This is a genomic window from Parasphingorhabdus sp. (assembly GCF_965233695.1).
Classification (GTDB): Bacteria; Pseudomonadota; Alphaproteobacteria; order Sphingomonadales; family Sphingomonadaceae; genus Parasphingorhabdus.
This window is the reverse complement of record NZ_OZ247497.1, coordinates 171,953-197,679: the sequence shown is the minus strand read 5'-3', so window position 1 is coordinate 197,679 and position 25,727 is coordinate 171,953. Positions and strand designations below refer to the sequence as shown.

Sequence of the window (25,727 nt, the reverse complement as noted above, 5' to 3'; positions counted from 1 at the left end):
TCCATCACTCGCATTACCCGCTTCCCCCAAGCGATAACAGGTGCTTACCGGGCGCCTGCTTCTTTCAATTTGGTTTCCACCATATTCCAGCTCGTGCCTTCGATTTTCTGACCGTTGATTAGAAAAGTCGGTGTCCCTTGAACGTCGAAGTCTTTCACAGCCGCCTGTGTGTCGGCCATGAGTTTTTCAGCCGTTGCCTCTTCGCTCAGACAGGCTTTTGCCTGATCTTCTGAAACACCGAGCTGTTGAAAATAGCTTATCAGGTCAAGCTGTTCAGCCAGTTTGACGAACCGCTCATTAGGCTCTGATTGCAAGATTGCATTATAGGTTGCTTCACCCATGCCTTGTGCTTTTTCGAACATCGGGCCCTGATTGCTCAAGGCCTGTTTGGTGAGCGCGAAATAGGGTCCCTCGCCACCACAACGAGACAATATCGCTGCGGTCAGATCCAGTGGATCGCGGACAAAATTCCGGATCTCAAAACTTACCCGGCCAGATTCAACATAATCGTCGCGGATACTGGTAAATGCTTCCTCTCCGAAAGAGGCGCAAACCCCGCAGGTAATCGACATATACTCGACCAGCTTGATCGGCGCGTCTGGGTTACCCATAACAAAGCCACCAGCTTCGGTCTGAGCGACCGTGGTGGACCATTTCTGGCCTTCAGGAGCCGCTACAGTTTCAAGCGCTTCCCCTGACGTTGCACCGCCTTCGGCCGTTTCAGCCGCGCCGCCACAGCCGGTTAGCGCCAGTGCCAGAGCGATTGGTGCGAAATAGAGTGATTTAGACATAGATAGCTTCCTGTTATTTCAAGTAGTTTTCATATTATTCCGACAATGCCGACAGGGCAGGACGCAGCCGAGCCCAATTGTGAACTTTGTCGATCGGTTTGTTATTCAGCGTAAAACTGGGGGTGCCGGTTAGTTTCAATTTGCCTGTGGCGTATTTCGTCATCTCAAGAATTTTATCCTGCGCTGATTGGTCTGCCAGGCACATATCGACCTGTGCCGCAGAATAACCGCGTTTCTTCATTAGCCCATAAAAGTCGGCAGCTTTAGCGATTTTCTTCAACCGCTCGGGAATTGTGCCCTCGTTCAATGATTGCATTACCTCGGGAGAGGAGGACTGGAAGGTCTGCATCCAGCTTGCCTGAGAGGTTAACAGCGCCCGATGATTGCCAAAAAATTTGGTACGTCCGCCGCAGCGCGCCAGCATCGCTGCGGTAAGATCAATGGGATTGAGTATCAGATTGCGCACTTCAAAGCTGATGTGTCCTTTTTGGATGAAGTGTGTTTTTAGCGGATCGTGCGATTCCGCTTCGAAATTTGCACAATGGTTGCAAGTATAGCTCATATATTCAGCCAGTCGGTGCTTGGCTAACGGATTGCCCATCACATGACCGCCCTTGTCGGACATGGTAATGCGCTGAGTCCAATCCGTTTCTTGAGCTCTAGCCGGTGCTGCGATCACGATCGCTGCTCCCAATGCTACTGAAGCAAGATACGCGCTTCCAAACTTCATGTGTCGTCCTCTGTCTTGCTCGGCTTCCGCTTTTGGCCTCCGCCGATCTTGCCGACGATTGTGATCGGCTTTGGTTCCTCTATTTGCGGAGCGCCATCCGACTTGGCAATAGCTGTTGCCAGTGATTCAAGTACCCTGTTCAGTTCCGGGTCACCAATGTCGCGCAGGCTGTCGCCTAATTCAATCGGTGCAGGCTTCAACGACAGCGGCGGCGCGACCCGTTTTTCTCTAGGCTTTTCAGGGTCTTTGGCAGGATTTACTGGCCCTTGCCTGAATCGTACCTGACTGATAGCGCCATAGCCGAAAAATCGGTTCACCCGTTCGATAATCTCGGGTGTAATATGTTGCATCAGGGTCGAATGCGCCCCCGAAACCAGCAAATGAAGTGTGCCGCCTTCTTTTTCGCCTCGTGGAAAGCGGATTGATTCGGGCAGGGAGACGTCGGCATAGCGCTCTCCGACAATTTCCGGCCAGCGGCTAACGACCGAACTTTGAATGAAACCATAACGGCGAAAGGCGGCCCGGCCAATTTCGGGCATCAGATCGGAGATGCTACGCGCTTCACCGCCGCGCGGGCGCTGATATTTACCAAATTTCCGTCCGACAGCGGGCCGCCTGGCGCTTTTGCGCTTTGACTTTTCGCTGTCTGGACTATTTTCCTTCGCCATAGCGATGCATCATGGCATAGGCGGCCCATGGGCGTCGACAGAATAACCGGTGAAGCGCAGAAAATCACCGCCAAAATCAGTGCACATTATGTGGATAACGCGCGAAATCTGCCGTGGCGCATGCCGCCCAAGCTGTCGGCCGGGGGTAAATTGCCTGATCCCTATCATGTCTGGATGTCGGAAGTGATGCTACAGCAGACCACTGTTGCAGCGGTAATCGCCTATTTTCAGAAGTTCACCCAACGCTGGCCCACTGTTGCCGATTTGGCGGCGGCAGATGAGGCGGATGTCCTCGCTGCATGGGCCGGTCTCGGCTATTATGCCCGGGCGCGGAACCTGCACAGGTGCGCACGCTATGTAACCGATGAACTCCGCGGGATATTCCCTTCTGAAGAGTCCGAATTGCTTAAACTACCCGGTGTCGGCGCTTATACGGCAGCGGCCATAGCTGCGATTGCCTTTGGCCAGCGTGCCGTCGTGGTTGACGCCAATATCGAGCGGCTCGTGGCCCGAATTTTTACGATCGACACCCCGTTTCCGACAGGAAAAGCCGATATTCGCGTCGGTATGGGCGCGCTGACGCCGCAGCATGGCGCTGGCGATTTTGCTCAAGCCTGTATGGACATTGGCGCCGGCATTTGCAGTGCCAAGGCGCCGAAATGTGAGATTTGCCCGGTCCAAGGCCATTGTGCGGCCTATGTCAGGGGCGATCAGGAGCGCTATCCTGTTAAACCGCCCAAAAAGATCAAACCACTACGCAGGGCGCGGTTTTTCTGGATTGAGCAGGACGAGAAACTATTGCTGGTGACTCGCCCAGCAAAAGGAATGCTGGGCTCTATGCGTGCGTTGCCGGATGACAATTGGGCCGCAGGCACGGACGGTCATGGCCAATCGCCGCTCGACGGCAAGTGGCGAATTCATGAAAATATTGTTCAGCATAGCTTCACGCATTTTTCGCTTGAGGTTGATTTGGCGGTTTATCAAAGCGAAAAAATCGTTATTAACAAGCGTGATAATAATAAAACGAAGCTGGATGACGCGCTCTGGTGGCCGATTGCCGGGATTGAGGATGCAGGTTTGCCGACCCTATATGCCAAAGTAGTACGCTGGGTTGTGAAACAAAAAATGAAGGATCTCATATGACGACAGACAAAAAAGCTATTTCTTCCTTTAGCCGGCGTTCGGTTCTGGGTGCAATTGGTGCCAGCGCTTTTCTGGCTGGCGCTCCGACCGCTGCCTTTGCAAGATCACTGGCGCGGCCTGCATCTCCGTTTCCGGGCCTGACCAAGATTATCAATGACTATGTCGCTGAGAAGAAAGTGGCCGGTATGTTGGCCGCTATCGGTATGGGACAGGACGATCCTATGATGATCGCCGCCGGTACCCATAAGCTCGGCGGCGACAAGCCGGTTGATATGAATACCCTTTGGCGGCTCTATTCGCAAACAAAGCCCGTAACCGGCATGGCGATCATGATGTTGATCGAAGACGGCCAGCTGAAGCTCGACCAGCCGCTGGCCGACATTCTGCCTGAATTTGCAGATATGCGCGTGCTGCAAAACCCGGAAGGTTCGCTGGACGAGACGGTGCCAGCACGGACGCAAATTACCATCCGCCATTTGCTGACCCATACTGCTGGTCTTGGCTATTCCATCATCAGTAAAGGTCCGATCCAGAAAGCCTATATAGCCGAGGGTATCACCCCCGGTGTGGTCAGTCGGATGCCTCTTCCTGGCACCGAGCCCGGACCGCCAACGCCGGATATTGAGACCTTCTCGAAAAATCTCGCTTCCCTGCCGCTCGTTTATGAGCCCGGTTCGAAATGGAGCTACTCCGTCAGCATCGACCTTCTCGGTTACGTTGTTCAAGTAGCCTCAGGTATGCCGCTGGAAGAGTTTTTGCAGAAACGGATGTTTGATCCATTGGGCATGAAAGACACGTTCTTCCAGCTTCCCGCCGACCGGGTAGCGGACTTTACCGATAACTATGCCCCCTTTAGCGGTACCCTGATTCCGATCGATCCAGCTGCCAACAGCATTTATCTCGACAAGCCTGCCTTTGCCTTTGGCGGTGCTGGTCTGGTTGGTTCTGCAGCGGACTATGACAAGTTTCTCACCATGTTGCTTGGTTTCGGAACCTATCGAGGAACCGCAATCATGCAGCCTGAAACGGCCAAAATTGGTATGTCGAACCTGCTTCCAGAAGGCGCGGACATGAAAGGTACATGGGTTGCCAAGCAAGGCTTTGGCGCTGGCGGCCGTGCGGGTCTTGGTACTACGGAAAGTCCGGCTGGAACCTTTGGTTGGGGTGGTGCTGCTGGTACGGCGGCATTTGTCGATACCCTTAATGGGTTCCGCGCTGGTGGCTATACGCAATATATGCCTTCCAACACCTATCCGTTCCAGTCGGACTTCCCGAAATATGTCTATGCAGACTTGATGAAGCAAATGTCAGCGGGTGAAGGAAAAACTAGCCCGTGAGTGACACTATCAGTCCGATCATGACGACCGACCTGAGCGCGATTATTCCAACCTTCGCTGGCGGAACCATGGATCGCGCCGATCAGGTCCGGGTCAATCCCGAGCGGCTGAAAGAAGCGATGATGCGGCCCAATGCAAGATTGTTAAAGCTTGACGGGCTGAGTCCGGTTTTTGACGCAATGGGGGATCTCGCCTGGGGTCCGCTTTACGATGCATCGCCAGACAATGACTTGTTGTTGCTGGGCATGGATGGGGACACCCCGTGCTTTGCCGAGTTGAACGGTGCTGGTAGCGCCATGCCCACCGCCGACCCGCGGCTATGGCAATCACTCGGTGTCCTGCCACCCGAACAGGCCGCGATTTATGCGACCGCGCGTAGTCTGGTCGACTGGCATGCGCGGCATCGGTTTTGTGCCAATTGCGGTCAGCCGACGGATTCGCGCAAAGGGGGCTGGGCCCGGCAATGCGATAAGGAAAAGCAAGGCTGTGGTGCTGAACATTTTCCGCGCACTGATCCGGTCGCGATCATGCTGGCGGAATGCGAAGGTAAGATACTGCTGGGCCGGCAACCGCGATTCCCGCCCAAACGCTTTTCGGCGCTAGCCGGTTTTATCGAACCAGGCGAAAGCATCGAAGGCGGTGTTGCGCGCGAATTGTGGGAAGAAGCAGGAATCAAGGTTCGCAACGTCCGTTATATTGCCAGCCAGCCGTGGCCGTTTCCATCGTCGCTGATGATGGCTTGTACCAGTGTAACGGACGACCCGACATTGACGCTGGACGAGGAAGAAATTGAGGAAGCCCAGTGGTTTTCGCTCGATGAAGTCAAGGCCGCCATGAATGGCGATCCTGATGCGCCTTTTATCGCGCCGCCGCCATTTGCGATTGCCTATAATCTGCTTAAAAACTGGGTTGAAGAACAGGAAGCCTGAGATCCAGCTCGGTTGAGGCGCTGAATGGCTTGGCTTTGTATTCCCGCTCAATTCGCTAGTGGCCTTCCTGCTATCATAACACCCATAAAGCCGCGGTTATGAGGTAAGGGGAACAGTTATGGACCGTCTAGCCATCACAGCCGACAAGCTGGAATGCACCGAACTGGTAAGCCGGGTAGCGCGGGCGATTGACCGCTGTGATGCCGATATGCTGGCTGATTTGTTTCATCCTGATGCAACCGATGATCATGGAATCTTCAAGGGAACGGCAAGCGAGTTTATCGACTGGGTCATCCCGCTATTGAAAACGATGAAACGAACGCAGCACCTGATCGGGCAGGTCTTGATCGAGGTAGATGGCGACTATGCAGCGGGCGAAAGCTATTTTGTGGCGCATCATGCTTTGGCAGGGCCGGATGGCGATGTTTTTATGATCGCGGCGGGGCGATATCTGGACCGTTTTGAGCGCCGGGATGGCAAGTGGAAAATTTCCCATCGACAGGCGGTCTATGACTGGAACAGCAGCACGCCATTGACGGACAATTTCGACCGTGAGGGAACTGGTCTGCAGACTTTTGGAAAACGCGGCCTGAATGACGCCTCCTATGCTCATCTTGCAGGTTGTGGACGAGTGACTGACTAACCTTAACGGCAGTCTACAGCCAGGGTCAGATTTGATATTGTCACGACATTGGTTCGGTGAACAAAGGAGAAATTCCCATGGCTGATCACGACCCGCGCGAGTTGCAACGGCAGCTTGCAGATATTTCAAAACAACCCGAGCCGGAGCTGCGCGGCACCCCGATCACCCCTGAGCGCTATTTTTCAAAAGACTATATGGATCGGGAGTGGGACAAGATCTGGACACGCACCTGGCAGATTGCTGGATTGTCGCGAGAGCTTGTCAAAAAGGGTGATTATATCACAACATCGCTTGGCCCAGAGAAAATCCTGTGTACCCGCGGCGAAGACGATAAAATTCGCGCCTTTTACAATGTATGTCAGCACCGCGGTATGCAACTTATGGAGCAGGCTTCGGGAAATACACGGCGCTTGACGTGCCCCTATCATGGCTGGGCCTATGATCTGGCAGGTACATTGAAATTCGTGCCCGATGAAGCTGATTATCCGCAGGGCAGTCCATGTGGTAAGCTTAATTTGGTGGAGATACCATGCGAGGAATGGGCGGGTTTTGTCTGGTATAATATGGATGAGAAGTGCGGTTCGTTAAAAAGCTATCTCGGACCCATTGCTGATCAGATCGATAGCTATCCGATGGAAAAGATGACGCGTACCCATTGGGTCACAATCGAAGGCGATTTTAATTGGAAATTGGTTCAAGACAATTTCAGTGAATCCTATCATGTCCCGTTCGTTCATCCCGGCTCGGTATATGTGCTCGAATATAGCCATCAGCATTGTCAGTTTGACCATTACCCCGAAGGCCATTGCCGGATGTTCATGCCCGGAGCTGGACCAGCCCGCGTGATAAAGGGCGGCGAGAAACAGACGCTAGAGATCATGGCCGAAGAGCTAAAACGATGGGAGCTTGACCCGGACGATTATCGCGGCGGAAAAATCCGTAATCTCCGTGCGGATCTGCAACGGCAGAAACGCAAGTTAGGTGAAGAGAAAGGATATGATTTTTCCACCTATCATGACGATCAACTGACCGATAACTGGCACTATACAATCTTCCCCAATCTGTCTTTCAGTCTCAAACCAGATGGCAATATCTGGCTGCGTGCGCGGCCCCATGAAACCGATCCGGAAAAATGTTATTTTGACATGTGGTTCATGACGCTTTTTCCAAAGGATGCCACGGAATATTATTCCCTGATAATGCGGGAATTTGTCTCGATCGATACACCCGCGGAACATGTGCAAGGCAAGGCGGGTGAGGTTTCTGCGGGCCCAGCGATTGACGAAGATCTCGCAATTTGGCCACTGCAACAGCGCGGTTTGCATTCACGCGGCTACAAGCGCGACTATCTCGCCGGCCAAGAGAGCCGGATGCGCTATTTCCATGAAACGCTCGAAGACTGGTTAGCGCGGTAACGGCGCCGAGAAGGTCATAATTCGCCTGCGGGCAGGGGTTCATCACCCAGCGCGAGATGGAGGTTGATCCGGTTTTCTATCTGCGCGCGGCGGGTTTCAATCGCCCGTGTTTCAGACGCAATTGCGGTGGTTTGCGCATTGATCAGGTCAAAAATAGTGGAGCGGCCATTGATGTAGCGACTGCGGGTCAGGTTGACGGCAGCACGGGCTTCTTCAGCGGCTGTCGTCGTTGAAGAGACCTGTCTTTCGAGAGTAGCTTCGGCATCGAGGCGATCCTCTACTTCCTGAAAGGCCGTCAAAGTCGATTGCGCATAGTCGAACAATGCTGATTTTGCGAGTTCCCCCTGTCGATCGGCTTCAGCGAGCAATGCACCGCCTCTGAATAGCGGCTGCAAAAGGCCAGCCGAGATGGCGTTGATATAAGTACCGGGATCAAACAGGTCTCCGAAATTACCGCTTCTGGTCGTGGCGTCGAAGCGCAAGGTGAGTTGCGGAAACATGGCATGTCGGGCATCAACTGCACGCAGACCGGCTGCGTCGACGCGTGCCTCGGCTGCAATCAAATCGGGCCTGCCGGCTAGAACCGACACCGGTGCCGTAATACTCGGCAGCGGTCCAGGCATGACAAGGTCGCTGGCGCCCGCTGCGTTGCCAGATGGATAGCGCCCCGTCAAAACCTCCAGCGCACGCGCCGCGTTTGTTGAACTGCGTAGCGCCGTTTCCAGACGGTCTTCGCTGTTGGAAACGGCAACCTGTGCCAACCGAACATCCAATCGTGACGCCAGGCCAGCACGAAAACGGGCATCGGTGATCCGTAAAGTATCCTTGCGCCGTTCCAGATCGCTAGTCGCCAGATCGAGAGAAATGCGCGCGGCGCTGCGATCATACCAGGCTTGGGCTACCGCAGCGGCCAGCGCCTGACGCGCAGCGGCATATTCTGCAGCGGCAACTCTGGCCTCGGCATTGCCTGCCCGGGCAAGAGCAAGATTGCGGCCCCAGATATCGACTTCCCAGCTCGCCTCCAAAGACCCATCATAGACAGTTGCGGCGTTTTCGGCATCGGTGGCGGTGCCGGATAGATTGATGGTGGGGAAGAGATCGGATCGGGCCACACGCATGGCGGCACGGGATGCGCGCAGCTGCGCCAGCACAGACTGTAAATTGCGATTATTCGCGAATGCTTCTTTCACCGCATCACGCAAATCTTCGTCGTCAAATTCTTTCAACCAACCATTTGCTATGGCATCGGGCTGCCCATCATCGGCGATGTTCAACGGTAAATCGGGACGCGATGCCCAACCGTCCGGAGCGGTAGGAACCGTCGCAAGATCAAGATCTGGACCGCCGCGGATCGCGCATGCAGACAGGGCAACCAGACAAATAAACGGAAAAACACGCAAGTTCATACCGATCACCCTGCAGACTGCTGCGGTTCGGCATCTGGTTTCTTGCCCTCGTCCCAAGTGACGTTCTGGCCATCACGCAGTCGCTCTCCGCCGCGGACGACGATCATGTCACCGGCTGCTATCTGGCCGGAAATGGCAACACGGTCGCCGGCGGGCTCACCAACCTGAACATCTACGCGTTTCGCTGTTTTGTCCTTTGGATTGACCACATAGACGAAAATACCACTGTCACGCAGTACCAAAGCATCACGCGGCGCTGTCAGAACATCGCGTTCAACGCCGGTGGGAACCGTGATCGAGATAGCACTGCCCATTTTGAGATTATGGCTTCCCATGGGTGCGCGCACTTCAACCGTACGGCTGACTTCGTCACCAGCCTCGATGACCGTGCGGACACGAGAAGATCGCTGTTCTCCATTGGCAAGGATGGTAACCTCTTGTCCGGTTGAAAGTGATCCGGCGACAGCAATCGGGACACGGACGCGGGCTTCTGAACCTTCTCTCCCAACGATCCGGCCAATTTCCCGTCCTGGTGTCGCATATTCGCCCACTTCAATCCGGCGTTCGACCATTTGGCCAGCAAAAGGCGCGCGGATCCGCGTGCGGGCAAGATCGACTTGCGCGGTTTCCAGCGCAACCCTTGCTGCAGCAAGGCGTGCCCGGGTTTGATCCCGTGTAGAAATGGCCTCGTCCAGAGACGCTTCGGATTCTGCCTCCTCTTTTAGCAATTGCTGTAGCCTGCCAACCAGTCGGTCTTGATAAGTGAGATCCGACTGCAGACGGGCAACCTCAGCGCGTGCCTGGTCACGGGCCAATCGTGCCGTTTGATCATCAATCACGGCGATCACAGTGCCGCGGCTCACCCGTGCTCCGATATTCAGAGTGGATTGAATGCGTCCGGCCACTTCCGCAGCGACGACGGAATCGCGATTGGCGACTATGTCACCCGGCGCAGTGAAATTTGGTGTCAGTGCTAGTTTCTCGATCTTGGCCAGCGTCACAATGGCAGGTGGCGGTCCGCCTTGCCCTTGCCCGCCTTGTCCTTCGGCTGCATTGGATGCGAAGAACAGGAAATAAACCAGAGCGATAACAAGCAATGTTCCACCGATCACTATCCAGCGAAGATTGGTACGGATCATATCAGGCAATGCAAAACTCATTCGGCAGGCTCCGGCATTAGTCCGCCGCCAAAATTCGCTTCAACGTCGGGGGTTTTTTGGGGTTTATCAGGGCGATCGGGTTTGGTTGGCTTGTCCTTCTTCGCCGAACCCAGTTGGATGAGCGCTGGCAGCAATATCAATGTGAAGATGGTCGACACCATGACACCGCCAACGATAATCACGGCCAATCCGCGATAAATCGCACTGCCGGGTCCAGGAACCAGGGCCAGCGGCAGCATGCCCATCACCGAGGTACCGGTCGTCATCAATATGGGCCTCAACCGCAAACGCAGTGCGGTGCGGGCGGCTTCTGAACGGTTCATGCCCTCTCTCTCGCTGTCGCGGGCCTGCGCCATCAGCAGAATCGCGTTGTTCACCACGATGCCAAGCAGGATGACAAAACCGATCATCCCCAGCAGATCGAGGGGTGTCGGTTTGAAGAGATTCAATATCTGGATTGCTATCACGCCACCGACAGTTGCCAGCGGCAACGCAATGATGACCAGCGCGGCATCGCGGGCGGACCGAAACACCGAGGCCATAATCACAAACAGCAAAGCGGCGGCCAGTATGAAGTTGGTGCTGAGCGATTTTATTGCCTTGATCAGCGCATCGGCATCGCCGCCATAGCGCAATGTACCGCCGGATTGCAGCGCATCCCGGATGGCAGGCTCAGCCGTCGTCTGAATGATCTCCACTGCTTCACCCAAAGCCATTCCTGGTGGCGGACTGATATTGAGTGTCACCGTTTTGCGACCGTCCACGTGACTTATCTGTGTCGGGCCAACGCCGCGCAGCAAGGTTGCCACTTCGCCCAGCGGCACCGTACCGGCCGTTGGCGTTACCAGAGGCGCACTTTCAATCGCTTCTGGATCCGAGGCCTCCGATCCGCGCATGATGACCCGCATCCGTTCTCCATCGGAGACATATTCGCCCAGATACAGTCCGTCACCCAAAGCCCGAACTGCGCGTCCGACCTGGTCCCGGGTCATACCCAATTCAGCAATGCGGCGGTCATTGGGCGTCAGCCTGAGTTCCGGCACTACGACATTGGGATCGGGATTGGGCCGAACCATCCCGCCAGGCAATGCCGCCTGAATGGAATCCGTTGCGACCAAAGCAGCCTCGCGCAGATGTTCGTCATTTTCGGACTGCAGATAGAGTTCAATCGATCCGTTGCCGCCGAAGTTTCCAAACAGGCTGCCTTGTTGGGCAAAGGCCTGCACATCCGGGAAACCCGCCAATATCTCGCTGTTCACAATGCCGGTCATCTCGTCGATCCGCGACTGGTCCTTGATCCTGATGCCGGTGTTGATACCCCACGGATTGACGAACAGATAATAGTTGAGCAGCTCCGGCTGTTTTTCGCCTTTCAGATAGGGATCAAGCCGTTGCACTACTTCTTCGGCAATTTCGGTGCGCGCTGATTCCAGTGTTGCGCCCGATGGCAATCCGACCCACGCATCTACCGCATCACGCTTCACGTCGGGCAGGTAATCTGTCTGAGGCCACAGGAAATAGGAAATGATCAACGGCGCGAGAATGAGCGAGGGAATCCAGATATTCCGTTTCTTTTTGCTGTCTATCAAAGCAAATATGCGGTCAGCATAGCCGTCCCAGCGGCGTTCATTGTCCTCCATGTCAAGCTCGCCATAATGGCGTGCTGCTGCGGGTAGCAACGTGACAGCAACGATCAAACTGGCAACAACGGAAATCGCGATCGTCAGAGCAAGGTCAGCAAATAGCTGGCCCTCGACATCTTCGATAAACATGATCGGAATGAAGATGGCGACGGTGGTTGCGGTCGAAGCAAACAGGGCTGGCCACACCTGTGATACCGCTTCAAGAGCCGCTTCTCCCGGCGATCGTCCGTGATTGCGCAGGCGAACGAAATTCTCCATTACGACAATGGCGGCGTCGAGCACCATGCCGGTCGCGAAGGCCAAACCAGCGAGAGAAATCACGTTGATCGTCCGCCCGGTCATGCCGATCACCGCAAGTGTTGCCAATAGACAGACCGGCACGGTGGCCGCGATGATGAACGTCGCACGCCAGCGGCGTACGAAAAGCCAGAGCAGACCAACGGCGAGCAACGTTCCCAGCAGCAGATTACCGCTAAGGAAGGAAAGGGCGCGTTTGATAAATACGGAGGGATCAAAGCTCTTTTCGATCCGGGCGCCCATGCGCTGCAGCTCATTCTCGTTGAAAGTCTGTATTGTCGATAGCACGCCATCAATGGCGTCGAGTGTGTTGCTGCCCGGCTGGCGGACAACCCGCATGCCAATCGCGGGGTTGCCGTTCTGATAGGTCACGCCAAAAGCCTTGTCAGGACCGACATCAATATCGGCGACATCGCGCATGCGGATCACAGTGGAGCCCCGCTGTGCAACGGTCAGGTCGCCAATCTGTTCGGCCGAAAAATTGCCTTCAAAGCGCAAAGCATAGCCACGCCGCCCGACATCGACAGTGCCGCCGCCAATATCCTGAAACCGTCCGACAGCGGCCGAAAGCTGTTCTATAGTGAGGTTCAGTTGGGCCAGTCGCCAGGGATCGAACTGGATACGCAATATCCGTTCGCCGGTCGGTGCCTCTACGGAAACGCCCTGCACCCCTTCAATGCTCTCCAGTTCCGGGGTAATGGTATCGCGGGCAAAGGTGGCAAGGGCTTCAGCATCGAGGTTGCTGTCCGGCAGGGCCTGAAGAAACAGATAGATGAGCGATTCACCCTGATCACCATTGGCACCGCCAACCGATGGTCGATCGGCATCCAGTGGCCAGTTGCGGACACGTTGAACGCGGCTGGAGACTTGGGCAAAGGCCTTGTCCATATTCGTGCCCAGCGCAAATTCCAGATTAAGCCAGACATTGCCGTTGTTGGACCAGGAACGCACGCTGGTCAGGCCAGGAAGTCCGCGCAATTCATCCTCAATCGGAATGGTAATCTCGGATTCAATTTCCTTGGGGCTTGCCGCGCGCCAGCCTGCCTGTACCGTTAGGCTTGGTCGTTCGATATTCGGGAATAGCTGAATGGGTGTGCTGAAAGCGGAGATGATACCGATTAGCGCGATCAACGCCAAAGCAGCCGCAATTGCAGCAGGATATTTCAGTGCAATATTGGTGAGGTTCATGACCGGCCACCAGCACAAATATCTACGTCATCCCTCTGTTTCCGCATGCATCTACCCTCCCGTTGCCCATATCCCTCTGGCAACATCTGCCTTCGGATTATCGTAACAAACGAAACTTGCTCATTTGATTTCGACCAAGGCAGTGGTGATTTCGATTAACGGCATCGGGCAAGTTTTGGATTTTGCGCTGCCCGGGAGCGCTGGCATGCGATCCTTCAATCTGCGTGTTCTAGTGGAGGATGACTGCGAAAAACCCCGGATAAAGCATCATATTTACGCCCCTTTTCTAGCCTTCCTTTGGTACGACCCGCAGAATTTTGCTGGTCGCACCGCCTTTTTCTTCGGTAAGCAGATAAAGATATCCATCGGGTCCTGTCCGCACATCACGGAACCGCGCGCCCAGTTCGCCAAACAGCTCTGCCTGTTTCCCGAGGGAACCGTCGGCTTCCATTTCCACATGCCTTACATGGGTGAGGACCAGGGCAGACAGAAACAGATCGCCTTGCCAGTCCGGAAACGCCTCGCCTGCATATTGGGCAAAACCGGATGGTGCGATGGAAGGCGTAAAGTGCACCAGCGACTGCTGCGTGCCGTCTAGCGCCTCGAACGGCGAAATCCGCCCGCCGGAATAGTCCAGTCCATAGGATACGGTTGGCCATCCATAATTTTGACCGGCCTTTATCTCGTTGATTTCATCGCCGCCCGCCGGGCCATGTTCATGGGCAAACACGCGGCCATCGGATGCCAGAATAATGCCTTGTGGATTGCGGTGGCCGTAGCTCCATATTTCCGGCAAGGCGCCTTCCTGATCGACAAAGGGATTGTCCGCCGGAACCGATCCATCATCATTCAGGCGAACGATCTTGCCAAAATGGGTGTCCAGCGTTTGCGCTTTTTCGCGAAAATGGAAGGCGTCGCCGATCGGCATGAGCAATGTTCCATCCGGCAGAAACTGGATACGGGCACCATAGTGATTGCCCTGAACACGGGTGGGCGAGGCCGCGAATATCTGCTTCCCCTCAAGCAACTCCGGTCCTGCGGCATTCTGATATTTGAACTGCATCAACAGCAATGTGTTTTCCTCGCCCATCTCTGCCGCATAGGAAATATAGACCAGTCCGTTGGTGTCGAACTGCGGATGCAGAACAACATCAAACAGCCCGGCCTGCATGCCGTCGCCGAAATGAACCTTGGGATGTGGATCTCCGCTGGTGAAATCGAAGACCAGAGTGACTTTGCCATTCTGATCAACATGTTTCAGCTTGCCGGTGCGTTCGGTCACCAGCATATCGCCGTCGGGCAGAAAGGCGAGCGACCAGGGGTGATCCAGACCGTCCGCTACCGTCTGAATTTCATAATTGACGGGCGCAGCGTCCACCCGGCCCACCGCAACACTGGTTTTGTCACCAGAGGAGGACGCACCCTGATTGGAGCAGGACATCACCAGGCTGGCAGCCGCCAGTGCAAGAGCCAATGAAAAGTAACGCATGTCGATCCCCCGTATTGATTTGGCGATTGTCAAACAAGTCTGGCGATTTGTCCACCGGCATTTACGCTTGATCACACTGGCAAAGACGGTAGGTTCGATAAATATAAGGGGATAGGCATTATGGCGCGATTGTTACGCTTCTTTCTGGGATTGCTTGGCGGTGCCCTGGTCACATATATATTGGGAACAGCGGTGAATGCGCAATTCGTAATGAATGCGCATGATGTGCCGGTTACCTGGGGTGACCGGCTCAACATGACCCTGTTCGATATCTCCAACATGCTGCCCTATCTGGTGATCATTGCCATCAGCTTCCTTATCGCGTTCCTGATTGCCGCCTTGCTCAAACGGTTTTTGCCGAAACTCGCAAACATCGCCTACCCGATAGCCGGTGCAGCCGCTTTAGGGGCGGCGTTGGGGCTGATGTACGTCATGTTCCAAACCGTACCAATCAGCGGCGCGCGTTCAACGCTGGGGTTTCTGGCGCAGATGGCGGCAGGTGGCCTAGGCGGATGGGTATTCGGACGGATAATGACGACCAAATAAGCGCCGGGCGCGTGAGTTTTTTTTGGACCTCAAGCGCCGGGCGCGGGCATCCGCCCGCTTGGCTTTCCTCGCATAAGCTCGCGCGCGCGGTCGCGCTTGCCGACGCGGTGCGTCGGATCATCGCGACTTTTACGTCACGTTTGTGACCATCGTCCGAGCACAGCGAGGCAAGGCCGACCGGCCGCCGCGCCTTATGGCGCGTAGCCAAGACGACGGATGTCGCCGCCCGGCGCTTGAGGTTAAATAAAGACTCCTCTCCCAAAGTTCACACAAATCACACACCCTCCTTTCTCCCTTTCACGCTCCAAAGTTCACACAATTCACACCGGTTCTTCCAGATCATCAAATATCCCGCTGCGTTCCAGCAAGCCGCTGCGATCGGCCCGCTCCCATTGCAGATCATCCCATTCTTCGCGATCGGCAATATCAAGATCGGAGACATCAATATCCTCCGGCGCCATCGCCTGTATCTTCTCGCGTTCGCTGTGGAGCGCGATGGTCGCCAGCAAATCACTGTTGGACAAGGATGATTGCGGCTGTGCACCGACCGTCCGGCCAGAGGCCTCAATCTCCTCGACAAGCTCAGCGCAATCGCTGCCTTTGCCAATGCCTTCCAGCAGATCATCAAAATGCTCTGCTGCCACCCGTGCCGGATTGCCTTTCACATCCAGCCCGTCAGCCATCTTGTCGAGCCGTGCCAATGCCGCCAGAAACAAGGGCGCGCTCCAGCGCTCTCTGGTGCCCACTTCCTCGCCCTGATGCCATACCGCCTCGCGCCAGCCATTGAGCCCCTTGTCCATCAGCTCATCCTGAAAGACATCGCGCGCATGAATGAGCGCCGCATCCCACGCCCGGGCAAAGGCCCGCGCATCCGGCCTGCGCCTGAGCTTATACGCGCTCTCCCGCGAAAGCCCGGCATAGCGCGCCGCCGCCCGGACATTGCCGGTCCGCGCCAGGGCTTCGAGAAACGCCACCTGCCTGTCCGGCGACCAGCCATCATGGCGCTCTCTGGGATGGGCCAGATCATCGGCATCAGGGATATCGGTGAACTGTTCATGGGAAGGGTGTTCGGTCATAGCTGTGTTCCTTTCTGTTGGGGAACATGCAGACATAACCAATCTGGTTATTTGTAGGAAAGGGCAAAGAGACACCAAAGCGCTGTCATGCCGGAGGGGCGGCTTTATCCCGAAAGCGGATGGTGTGGATGGCTCCTGATCTCGGCGTCGCAATGCGCCATAATGCAGTTGTTATCGTAGACTGCGAACACAAGGAGCCACCCATATGCATATTACCACAATCGGCCTCGATCTGGCCAAGAACATTTTTCAAGTCCACGGCGTTGGGGAAGACGGAAGTGTCGCCTTTAACAAGCCGTTGCGACGCGCGCAGATATTACCATTCTTTGCAAAGCTGGAGCCTTGTCTGGTTGGCATGGAAGCATGCAGTAGCGCTCATTACTGGGCACGCGAGTTAACGGGGCTGGGACATAGTGTGAAGCTGATGCCACCTGCTTATGAGAAGCCCTATGTTACATGCTGTCCCTGATCGGTTGTTTCTGAGCGCAAATCTGCGGCCTGTATCGCCTTTAATCTAACGCTGGACGCGTCCTGAACCGTCGCCGGACATTAGCTTTTCGACTTCAGCAACGCTGACACGGTTGAAGTCGCCGAGGATGGAATGTTTCAGGCAGCTGCCTGCGACGGCAAATTCCAGGGACTGCTGGCGATCATCATAAGCGTTGAGGCCATAGATGAGTGCAGACGCGAAGCTGTCGCCGCCGCCAACGCGGTCGATAATGTCGGTTATCTCATAGCGCCGGGACAATTTGAAATCGCCGCCGCGTTCACGCAGACAGGCGGACCAGCCGTTGCGATCAGCGCTCATGCTCTCCCGAAGCGTTATCGCGATGGTGGACATGTCAGGATAGAGTTCCAGCACTTTTTCCGACAGGGCTTCATATTTCTTCGTGTCGAGTTCGCCCGCTTCAACATCGACATCGACGCTGATGCCAAGCGATTTCTGGCAGTCTTCTTCATTGGCGATGCCGACATCGACATGCTTGACCAGCTCGGACATGACTTCGGGCGCGCTCTTGCCATAGTTCCAAAGCTTGCCGCGATAGTTGAAATCGCAGGACACGGTTACGCCAGCCTTTTTGGCCGCCTGCACGCATTCGATGCTGAGGTCAGCAGAGTCCTGCGTGAGTGCGGGGGTGATGCCGGTTATATGGAGCCATTTTGCGCCATTGAAAATTGTCGCCCAATCGAAATCGCCGGGTTTGCATTGGCTGATCGCACTATGGGCACGGTCGTAGATGACCTTGGATGGCCGCTGGTTGGCTCCCGTCTCGAGGAAGTAAATGCCCACGCGGTCACCAGACCGGCGGACATGAGACGTATCGACGCCAAAGCGGCGCAGCTCGCCAATGGCGGACGCACCAACATCATTATCAGGCAAGGCCGAGATGAAGCCGGAGTTGAGACCATAGTTGCTCAGCGCCACCGCGACATTGGCTTCGCCGCCGCCAAATGTGGCTTCAAAAGCCGGCGACTGGAAAAAGCGTTCATGACCCGATGTCTTGAGCCGCAGCATGATTTCACCAAAAGACAGAAATTCAGTCACTCTTAATTCTCCGTTGGGCGCGCTTGACGGCTGATGGCAACCGCTTCCTGCGCCAATGTGGTTATCGCATCAAAATTACCGGCTTCAATTTCAGCGGGTGGGGTGAGCCAGCTGCCCCCACAAGCAACGACCGAGGGCAGGGCGAGAAAATCGCCCAAATTGCTTGCCGATACCCCGCCGGTTGGCATGAAACGCATGTCGCGAAAGACCGAGGTCAGCGCTTTTAGCATTGGCACACCGCCAGCCAGTGATGCCGGAAAGAATTTCACTGTGCGTAGTCCCAAGGCATAAGCGCGCTGGACTTCGCCGGCGGTCATGGTGCCGGCAAAGAGCGGCATCGACTGTGCCAGACAATATTCCGCCACTTCATCGACCAGCCCGGGACAAACTACAAATTGTGCACCACGGGCGATGACTTCTTCTGCTTGCGCGACTGTCAGAACGGTTCCGGCACCGACGATCAGCCCCGATGTCTCTTTGACAATCGCCTCCATGCAATCAACTGCTTCATCGGTGCGAAGCACGACCTCGATGACGCTGAGACCACCCGCGCCAAGCGCTTTGGCAGTATCGACCGCAACAGCTGTATCGCTCGCCCCAATCAGAGGCACGACAGGCGCCGATGTAAGCCGCGTTTCGAGGTCTTGTTCGATATCCATGCTCGTTTCGCTATCTCTTCAGATCAGGAGAAATACAGACCGCCATTAATGTCGATATTGGTGCCGGTGATGAACGACGCTTCGTCCGAAGCCAGATAGGCAGTCGCATCTGCTGTTTCCTTCGCAAGACCTTGGCGACGCAGCGGGGTCGAGTTGGCAACATTTTCGCGCACAGCATCGGCAGTGAATGTGTCGTGGAACGATGTTGCGATCATACCGGGGCATAGTGAGTTACAGCGAATGCCCTTCGGACCCAGATCCTTGGCCATTGCACGCGTGAAGGTCATCACTGCGCCTTTGGACGTTGCATAGGCCGCAGCGCCCGGTCCGCCACCATCACGGCCTGCCAGCGAAGCGAAGTTAACGATGGCACTCCCTTTCGGCATATGAGGAACCACCGCCTTGGTTGCGAGGAATGTCGAGGTAACATTGAGCCGCATGACATGTTCGAAAAACTCCATGTCCATTTCATCGAGCCCTTTGCGCTGAACCATCCCGCCCGTCACGTTGACGAGAATGTCGATTTTATCACCAAAGGCGGCTTGCGCCGCAGCGACCAAACCGTCGACATCTTCGGGTTTCATCATATCGCCCTTGCAAGCAATAGCTGTTCCCCCAGTGGCTTCGATTTCTGCCAGTGTGTCGTTGGCCTGTTCTTCATTGTTGCAATAGTTCACAACAACCTTTGCACCTTCGGCGGCGAGTTTCACCGAGACAGCGCGACCAATATCCCGGCTACCGCCGGTTACAATTGCTACCTTGTCTTTCAATTTAGTCATGTTTTTCCCTGTCTATAAATTGATGAAAATTTTAAGCGGATTTGGATTTCAGCGGTTTGATATCCGGACAGAACACCAGAACCGACAAAACAGTTAGAATGGCAAGTGCAGCGCCGACGATGAAGGCGGGCGTGTAGCTGTTGACGGTGATGATCGGGATCAGGAAGTTGAGTCCGACCACCGCCAGCTTCGCGGCCGTCCCTGCAAAACCGGCGAGTGAGCCGACCGATTTGCCGCTGTAGAAATCACTCGGCAAGGTCTGGATATTGCCCACCGCCGTTTGGAAGCCGAATAGGATCGCCGCCATCAGCAGCACTGCGACCAAGGGTGTCGCGGCCTGTGTAGTCATCAACAACGATACAAGCATGATCAAGCCACCCAGACTGATCACGGCTTTGCGTGTCTTATTAACCGTCCAACCCGCCTTGATACGGTTTTGTGCGAACAGTCCGCCAAACCAAGCGCCGAACATTGCGCCCACATAGGGCACCCATGCATAGAGGCCGATTTCTTTCACGCCGAAGCCATAGGTTTCGTTGAGATAGAGCGGCAACCAGCCAACAAAAAGCCACCAGATCGGATCAAGAAAGAAGGAAGCCATGATCACGCCCCAACTTTCTTTACGAGAGAGTATCTCCTTGGAATTGGGCGCATAATCGGCAACTTCACCGGATTCTTCGTTGCGTTGGCCGGTTAGAATATATTGGCGTTCTTCCTCTGAAACCCAGGGGTGCGTATCCGGGCCGGATTTATACATGATCAACCAGGGAACCAGCCAAAGGAAGCCCAGCGCCCCCACCGCGATAAAGGTCGCCTGCCACGTACCGAGAAAGACAAACAGATAAGCAATGATGGGGGCAGAAACGATCCCGCCAATGGCAGCACCGGAATTGAAGATGCCCTGTGCCAGCGCGCGTTCGTTGATCGGGAACCACTCCGCATTGGCCTTGGTTGCGCCCGGCCAGTTACCCGCCTCCGAAACACCCAAAATTGCGCGAAATACTGCAAAGCTGGTCAGGCCGGTTGCGACCGCATGCAACATGGTCGCGGCAGACCAAACGACGATCGAGAGCACAAAGCCGAGACGGGTTCCGATCCAGTCAAATATCTTGCCAAACAGCGTCTGGCCAAAAGCGTAGGCGAACGTAAAGACGTTCAGGATGATCGCATAATCGGTTTTGGAAAGTCCCAGATCGTCGGAGATTTCCGGCCAGAGAAAACCGAGCGCGCCGCGATCAATATAGTTGATGATCGTCGCAACGGCGACCAAAGTGACGATCGCCCAGCGGAATTTCCCAATTTTCAGAGCGCTGCTCATGCTTCTTCTCCCGCTGCCAAAAAGTCTTCCCGAACCGGATTGAATATATCGAGCAAGGAGCCTGCTTCGATGCATGTAATGCCATGATCGGTATCAGGCGTAATGACGACACTGTCGCCAGCGCCCAGTTCCTGTTCCATGCCGCCCATCATGGCGCGAAAACGCCCCGATTCAATGTAGCTGATCTGACTGTGGGGATGCTGATGAACGGTACCGGATATTCCGGAATCAAACCACAGGCGGCACAGCATCAGATTCGGGCCATAGGTCAATATCTGCCGCTTTATGCCCGGTTCCAGAGTTTCGACCTCTGCGTCAGCACCAAAGACAAATGTTTCGCTTTGGCGTTCCTGCAAAGCTGTATCGATCATTTCACTCTCCCCCCAGACGAAGATGGGCAGCAAAGCCCGTCCAGCTGATTGTCTGACCATCTATCGCGGCCGTATGTTTTTGGTTTTTGTCTTGATCGTAAGAGATGGCGAGTACCGACTTCGCGCCAGCAAGCGTTTCGATCAGCAATAAATCCGCTCCGCCATGACGAACATGTTGGAGCGTCTTGACCTGACTATCGCTTGCAGTCGTGCGCTCTGCGGCCCCGTCATAACGTCCATGCGCTTCGAGAATGCTAGCAAACACGATATCCTTGCCACTCGCCACGCGCTGAACGAGCATTTGCTCACGGCGCAAGTTAAAGTCCGGATCATTGGCGCCGCTCTCTGCCAGGATCGTTTCGCTGCTCGGCTGAGGCACCCAACGTGCAGTGTAGAAACGGTCGTCTTTAATCCAGGTAACAAAGCCATTGTCTGCGCTGGTTGGCTTGCCGGTGCCATCAACCCAGATATGTTGGTAGCCGTTGCTCTCGCCCAAGACGGGACGATCCGTCACGTTGGATTTCACGTCGAACCCAACGCGCATGATATGCCCATTATAATGGAGCGGGAGGTCATAAGCATGATCACCCCGGGCATCCACACGCATAACATCGGCCACGAGCGGTTGCCCCAGACCTTCAACGTCAAGCAATGCCAAGGTTCGCGTAAATTCAACTCCAGGATAGGCGCCGGTCATTTTTGCAGTGCTGATCTGACTTCCCATTTTGTCGGAGAAATAGAGCTGTTCCGGTGCTCGATTATCGGCAGCCGTCCTATCGCCGTTGAAATGGCTTTTTTCATCTACGACCAGACTGTTATGCGCGATGCTCTGCTTGGCCCAGCTTTCATTCTCAGGCAGATAGCGGCCGCCCTGCTTGGCTTCGATATTCAGGAAACGGGCAGCGCCATAATCGCTGACGATCTCATGGCCATTGTCATAATATTGCCAGCTCAGCTTGTCGAAATGGCCATGGCCCATGCCCTGCGAGCTGTTCTTCGCAACCAGAGCCTGTCCGGTCATGCCATCGCCCTTGCGCATGATCGCAACCGCGCCTTGATTGCCTTCTGGTCCATCGGAGAGCAGCAGCGATTGAAACGAAAACGGTCTGGCCTTGCCAGCGGCCAAGTCGTTAGCGACGATCATGCCGTCATCAGTGAGCACCGTGCGCCCCTGCCACTGCGCGATCGACAAAAGTCCGGGATCGCGCGTTTTGTTATAAGCCACGGCAACGCCATGATAAAGTTCATCTGTTTTCAGACTCTTGTCCCGGATCGCATCGTTGAACGGGAAAAAATAGCCATCATAGGTCAGTTGGATCGTGGTACGCAGGGCCTTCAACAATATCCCATCGCGATGCTCGAAAATCTTTCGCGAATGTTCGTTTTTCTCAATCGCTCCGGCGAATACAAGGAAAGGTTTGAGCGCAAAGCGCTGGTAATAAGGGCCTTCGGTATAATAGCCGTCGGGTGAAAACAGTAACTCGCTCTGCCGCAGAAATCCTGTCTTACCGCTTTTGTCCAGTCCGAAAAGAGCGACATCGACCAATTCCTTGTCGCCCAGGACATAGCCCGTCATTCCTACGCCGGCTGTCGCCCAGGTCGCGTGGTTGTGTATCTTGTTAAACGTAATCGCTGAACCAGTGGACAGGAAAGCCGCGGCCTTGCGGAAGAGATTGTCGTCAATATTTTTACGATCAGCTTCGGACAGGCTGTCTCGAATGGCTTCGTAGCCCTGTATGCTATCGACCATCCACATCGCATCGTTCAGGACCTGCCAGAAAATCCGGCCCGAACCCTGGCTATTCTTCCGTGCCGGATGTTCGCCCAAAGTGGGATAGAGGTTCGCATAAGCAAGCAATATATCGCGCACATAGTTGGCATATTTCTTTTCGCCGGTGAGCTTGTAGAGCTGACCACCCTGATAGATGATTTTGAAATTTTGCTTGTGCTGTTCGTGCGTATAACCGCCGCCGGGGTCTTTAGGGACGGGGACGACGACCCCAGCCTCCATCATCTGATCAACAAATGACCGCGAAAGATCCAACTCCTTTTGAAACAATGGCGCGTGTTGCTGCACCGCTGTTGCAGACCTGTTGAGAGAATATTCGATCGGTCCTGCCATTGCAGCTGAAGAGACAACACCGCATATTGCCATCGCGAGGAGATTGCCCTTCATTGCTTTGCAACGCCTTCGAACCGGTTGCCCGATAGAGTAGCGCGATGCGCGCCCTCATAATGTAACTCCTCAAGTATCGGTTCCCGCATATTCTGCGCCATATTATCCGAAATCCGGGTTTGCGGCCTGCCGACCGTATGAACGACTTTGATCGGAGCGGCATCGAGGAAATTATTGTCACGAATATCGCTATACTGGACACCGTGAAGAACCATGGAAGCGCCCGAGATATTGTTCTTGCTGCGTCCAACATTCATGAAATTGGAGTCGGTCAGAGAAAAATGCGGCCCAAATGTGCTTTCGTCCCGTCCGCCGCGATAGACGTTGAAAACCTCGCCACCAATATCTTTGAAATTGGACCCAGATATCTCGATATATTCGGCGTTATACTGCCCATAATCCTCGGTTTCCGCAGCAGCCTGCAAAATCGAACCGGAAATTTTGGAAAAATTGCTGTTCTTGATGCTCACACGGTCGGCAAACGAGCTTTTGCCCAGTGTAATCACATGGAATGAACGGTTCACATCCAGATTGGTGACATTGACGCCATCGAAATCGATCAGGAAGTTGGACTGTATCGGGAAAATTGTCGTGCGGATAACAGCATTGCCAACCGAATCCGGCGCCATATCGCCATCAATGGTGAGATTGGTCAGGCGTAGGCTGCCACCCTGCTTGATCTCAATCAGTGATGGCCGGGCAAAACTGATCCTTGCGACGCTGTCCTTTGGTCCCTGAATGGAAATGACCTTGTCCAGTGGCAAAACCTTGTTCACCAGATAGTCGCCCGAACTCAGGATCAGGCGATCCCCGTCAGAGGCGGCTGCAAAGGCGTCCGTCAAACTGTCTTCGCCAGGCTCGACCGGAATCGCCTTTCCTGTTCCGAAGCGTTCACCTGATGGCGGTTTCGGATACCATTTTACGCCAACCTGATCGCGCGTAATGGGCTTCAGGTCGCGAGATGCGCCTGCATTCGACCCTTCAGGGTAGAGCAGACCATTGGCCGAACGCTGAAGAGCTATCTCCGTCGCCGATATGCCGGCAACCGGTTTTTCGATATTGCCTTTGGTCAATATATTGTCCGCAAATGCAATGCCGCTGATATCATCCTGAATTTTGATAAATAGGCTTTTATCGGTGCCGCCCAGCAGGTTATTCTTGAAACGGCTATTTACCGGTGCGGCCGAGCGCTCCGTATCGGCACCGGCATTAAAAGTAATGCGGCCACTGTCGACGACTGTGTTATTCTCTACAATCGCATTGTCGACCTGAACATAACGGTTCACAGGCGAATTGGGGACGCCGTTCATTATTGTCAGCGCACTGGCAAATCCGGTTCCGCGAAGGCCTTCCATGTAATTGTTGCGTATCGTCTGGTCACGATTGATCACACGGATCCCACCGGTATGATCTTTGCCATTACCGAAAAAGACGTTGCTTTCGACCAGATTGCCATCGCCATGGCGAAGCGTCAGCGTTCCGCTCGATTCAAAGAACACATTCCCGCGGAAAATATTATTCCCCGCCTTGGATGAAATAATCTCTACCTCGCCATCACAGCGGTCGAAATAGTTATTCTCCACCGTCGTATGAGAATTGAACATCGAATATTTGCTGGTTCCGATGCGCAAAGTTTCGCCGCCATTCGAACCCAGCACCGGCCGGGGGCCGAAATAGTTATGGTCGATGCGGTGGTAATTCTCCTGACTCTCTCTGGAATCCAGCCGGACGGCGAAAGTCACTCCCTTGTTGGTCTTGCCTACAAGATGGTTGTGATCGAAGCGGTTATGCTTGCCGTAAAGGCCAACCCAATAATCGCTTTCATAGCGATCCGGTTTGCTGAAATGGTCAATCACCACATTGGTAACCCGGCTGTAAGAGGCCAGATCTTTCTTCGAGCGCCGGAAAGAAATTACTTCGCCGGTTGGGCTATAGCCATTTTTGAAAACCAGTCCGGCCACGACCATATATTTACCGCCAATACGAAGGTTGGACTGGCCCGAAAGGATGACCTTGCCCGCGCTTTGCGGACGCAAGGTAATCGGCTTTTTCTTGGTTCCGGCGCCCGAGAATTTAATCTCGAAATCTTGCCAGACACCGTCTGCCAAGACAATCGTGTCGCCTGCCTGCAACTGCTTCTCGGCAGCGAAATAGTCTTTCTGGGTTTTGACGAAATATGTTTCAGCAGAAGCCGGAAATGCGACTGTAACACATATTGCTGCAAACAGGCCGAGCCTGGCGTTCATTCCCCGAAATCCTCTCTTTATCCACGATTGGCGTATCTGGCATACGACAAATTGTCAACCAATATATATAACCAAAATGCCATACCAATTTGACCTTCGCCTAAATGATTATACCGTCGAACCAAAATGGCGCAGCAGGTTCAAGCTCCCGCTGCGCCATTCCCCCATTTG

21 protein-coding genes and 1 pseudogene are annotated in these 25,727 nt (G+C 54.7%); 7 read left to right on the top strand and 15 right to left on the bottom strand.

What is annotated here, in order from left to right; genetic code table 11:
• Positions 1–44 precede the first annotated feature (44 nt).
• Genes ACO6S1_RS00900 through ACO6S1_RS00890 form a run of 3 tightly spaced genes read right to left on the bottom strand, consistent with a single transcriptional unit; the run spans position 45 to position 2,189 of the window.
• Positions 45–791, bottom strand: a complete 747-nt coding sequence (locus ACO6S1_RS00900; RefSeq protein ID WP_422344489.1) for a DsbA family protein — start codon at positions 789–791, stop codon at positions 45–47.
• Between the two features lie 34 nt (positions 792–825).
• Positions 826–1,521, bottom strand: a complete 696-nt coding sequence (locus tag ACO6S1_RS00895; protein WP_422344488.1) for a DsbA family protein — start codon at positions 1,519–1,521, stop codon at positions 826–828.
• Positions 1,518–2,189, bottom strand: coding sequence for a DUF721 domain-containing protein (locus ACO6S1_RS00890; protein ID WP_422344487.1), 672 nt, complete (start codon positions 2,187–2,189; stop codon positions 1,518–1,520). Before ACO6S1_RS00890 ends, ACO6S1_RS00895 begins: the two co-directional genes overlap by 4 nt.
• 27 nt (positions 2,190–2,216) lie before the next feature.
• Here ACO6S1_RS00890 and ACO6S1_RS00885 point away from each other — a divergent pair, with 27 nt between their 5' ends.
• The 5 genes from ACO6S1_RS00885 to ACO6S1_RS00865 all read left to right on the top strand — a co-directional run bounded on the left by ACO6S1_RS00885 (position 2,217) and on the right by ACO6S1_RS00865 (position 7,656).
• Positions 2,217–3,332 (top strand): A/G-specific adenine glycosylase, encoded by a 1,116-nt coding sequence (locus ACO6S1_RS00885; protein WP_422344486.1) that lies wholly within the window; start codon positions 2,217–2,219, stop codon positions 3,330–3,332.
• On the top strand, positions 3,329–4,669 hold the full coding sequence (locus ACO6S1_RS00880) for a serine hydrolase domain-containing protein (protein WP_422344485.1): 1,341 nt from the start codon (positions 3,329–3,331) through the stop codon (positions 4,667–4,669). Before ACO6S1_RS00885 ends, ACO6S1_RS00880 begins: the two co-directional genes overlap by 4 nt.
• 20 nt (positions 4,670–4,689) lie before the next feature.
• Positions 4,690–5,598, top strand: a complete 909-nt coding sequence (gene nudC, locus ACO6S1_RS00875; protein ID WP_422346263.1) for an NAD(+) diphosphatase — start codon at positions 4,690–4,692, stop codon at positions 5,596–5,598.
• A 118-nt stretch (positions 5,599–5,716) separates the two neighbouring features.
• A complete protein-coding gene (locus ACO6S1_RS00870) occupies positions 5,717–6,241 on the top strand; it encodes a nuclear transport factor 2 family protein (protein ID WP_422344484.1) in 525 nt (174 codons plus the stop codon).
• A 77-nt stretch (positions 6,242–6,318) separates the two neighbouring features.
• A complete protein-coding gene (locus ACO6S1_RS00865) occupies positions 6,319–7,656 on the top strand; it encodes an aromatic ring-hydroxylating oxygenase subunit alpha (RefSeq protein WP_422344483.1) in 1,338 nt (445 codons plus the stop codon).
• Positions 7,657–7,670: 14 nt separating this feature from the next.
• Here ACO6S1_RS00865 and ACO6S1_RS00860 read toward each other — a convergent pair whose 3' ends face one another.
• The 4 genes from ACO6S1_RS00860 to ACO6S1_RS00845 form a co-directional block, all read right to left on the bottom strand.
• Positions 7,671–9,062 (bottom strand): efflux transporter outer membrane subunit, encoded by a 1,392-nt coding sequence (locus tag ACO6S1_RS00860; RefSeq protein ID WP_422344482.1) that lies wholly within the window; start codon positions 9,060–9,062, stop codon positions 7,671–7,673.
• 5 nt (positions 9,063–9,067) lie between these two features.
• Positions 9,068–10,222, bottom strand: a complete 1,155-nt coding sequence (locus ACO6S1_RS00855) for an efflux RND transporter periplasmic adaptor subunit (RefSeq protein WP_422344481.1) — start codon at positions 10,220–10,222, stop codon at positions 9,068–9,070.
• A complete protein-coding gene (locus ACO6S1_RS00850; protein WP_422344480.1) occupies positions 10,219–13,350 on the bottom strand; it encodes an efflux RND transporter permease subunit in 3,132 nt (1,043 codons plus the stop codon). Before ACO6S1_RS00850 ends, ACO6S1_RS00855 begins: the two co-directional genes overlap by 4 nt.
• Positions 13,351–13,636: 286 nt before the next feature.
• Positions 13,637–14,839 (bottom strand): PQQ-dependent sugar dehydrogenase, encoded by a 1,203-nt coding sequence (locus ACO6S1_RS00845; RefSeq protein WP_422344479.1) that lies wholly within the window; start codon positions 14,837–14,839, stop codon positions 13,637–13,639.
• 120 nt (positions 14,840–14,959) lie between these two features.
• On the opposite strand from ACO6S1_RS00845, the gene ACO6S1_RS00840 reads away from it, so the two are divergent.
• Positions 14,960–15,385, top strand: a complete 426-nt coding sequence (locus ACO6S1_RS00840; RefSeq protein ID WP_422344478.1) for a hypothetical protein — start codon at positions 14,960–14,962, stop codon at positions 15,383–15,385.
• 320 nt (positions 15,386–15,705) lie between these two features.
• Here the strand turns inward: ACO6S1_RS00840 and ACO6S1_RS00835 are convergent, their stop codons facing one another.
• Entirely contained in the window at positions 15,706–16,461 is a 756-nt protein-coding gene (locus ACO6S1_RS00835) for a hypothetical protein (protein WP_422344477.1), read from the bottom strand.
• A 205-nt stretch (positions 16,462–16,666) separates the two neighbouring features.
• Here ACO6S1_RS00835 and ACO6S1_RS00830 point away from each other — a divergent pair.
• Positions 16,667–16,915 (top strand): annotated as a pseudogene (locus ACO6S1_RS00830) (IS110 family transposase); the annotation flags it as partial.
• Between the two features lie 60 nt (positions 16,916–16,975).
• Here the strand turns inward: ACO6S1_RS00830 and ACO6S1_RS00825 are convergent.
• Genes ACO6S1_RS00825 through ACO6S1_RS00795 form a run of 7 tightly spaced genes read right to left on the bottom strand, consistent with a single transcriptional unit; the run spans position 16,976 to position 25,556 of the window.
• Positions 16,976–18,007 (bottom strand): PfkB family carbohydrate kinase, encoded by a 1,032-nt coding sequence (locus tag ACO6S1_RS00825; protein WP_422344476.1) that lies wholly within the window; start codon positions 18,005–18,007, stop codon positions 16,976–16,978.
• A 2-nt stretch (positions 18,008–18,009) separates the two neighbouring features.
• Positions 18,010–18,666 carry a bifunctional 4-hydroxy-2-oxoglutarate aldolase/2-dehydro-3-deoxy-phosphogluconate aldolase gene (locus ACO6S1_RS00820; protein ID WP_422344475.1) on the bottom strand — a complete coding sequence of 219 codons (657 nt, stop codon included), beginning with the start codon at positions 18,664–18,666 and terminating at the stop codon, positions 18,010–18,012.
• A 23-nt stretch (positions 18,667–18,689) separates the two neighbouring features.
• Positions 18,690–19,445 carry an SDR family NAD(P)-dependent oxidoreductase gene (locus tag ACO6S1_RS00815; RefSeq protein ID WP_422344474.1) on the bottom strand — a complete coding sequence of 252 codons (756 nt, stop codon included), beginning with the start codon at positions 19,443–19,445 and terminating at the stop codon, positions 18,690–18,692.
• Between the two features lie 31 nt (positions 19,446–19,476).
• Positions 19,477–20,763, bottom strand: a complete 1,287-nt coding sequence (locus tag ACO6S1_RS00810) for an MFS transporter (RefSeq protein WP_422344473.1) — start codon at positions 20,761–20,763, stop codon at positions 19,477–19,479.
• Positions 20,760–21,134, bottom strand: a complete 375-nt coding sequence (locus ACO6S1_RS00805) for a cupin domain-containing protein (protein ID WP_422344472.1) — start codon at positions 21,132–21,134, stop codon at positions 20,760–20,762. The genes ACO6S1_RS00810 and ACO6S1_RS00805 overlap by 4 nt, the downstream gene beginning before the upstream one ends.
• 1 nt (position 21,135) lies before the next feature.
• Positions 21,136–23,310, bottom strand: a complete 2,175-nt coding sequence (locus tag ACO6S1_RS00800; RefSeq protein ID WP_422344471.1) for a heparinase II/III domain-containing protein — start codon at positions 23,308–23,310, stop codon at positions 21,136–21,138.
• Positions 23,307–25,556 carry a polysaccharide lyase 6 family protein gene (locus tag ACO6S1_RS00795; RefSeq protein WP_422344470.1) on the bottom strand — a complete coding sequence of 750 codons (2,250 nt, stop codon included), beginning with the start codon at positions 25,554–25,556 and terminating at the stop codon, positions 23,307–23,309. The genes ACO6S1_RS00800 and ACO6S1_RS00795 overlap by 4 nt, the downstream gene beginning before the upstream one ends.
• Positions 25,557–25,727: the final 171 nt, after the last annotated feature.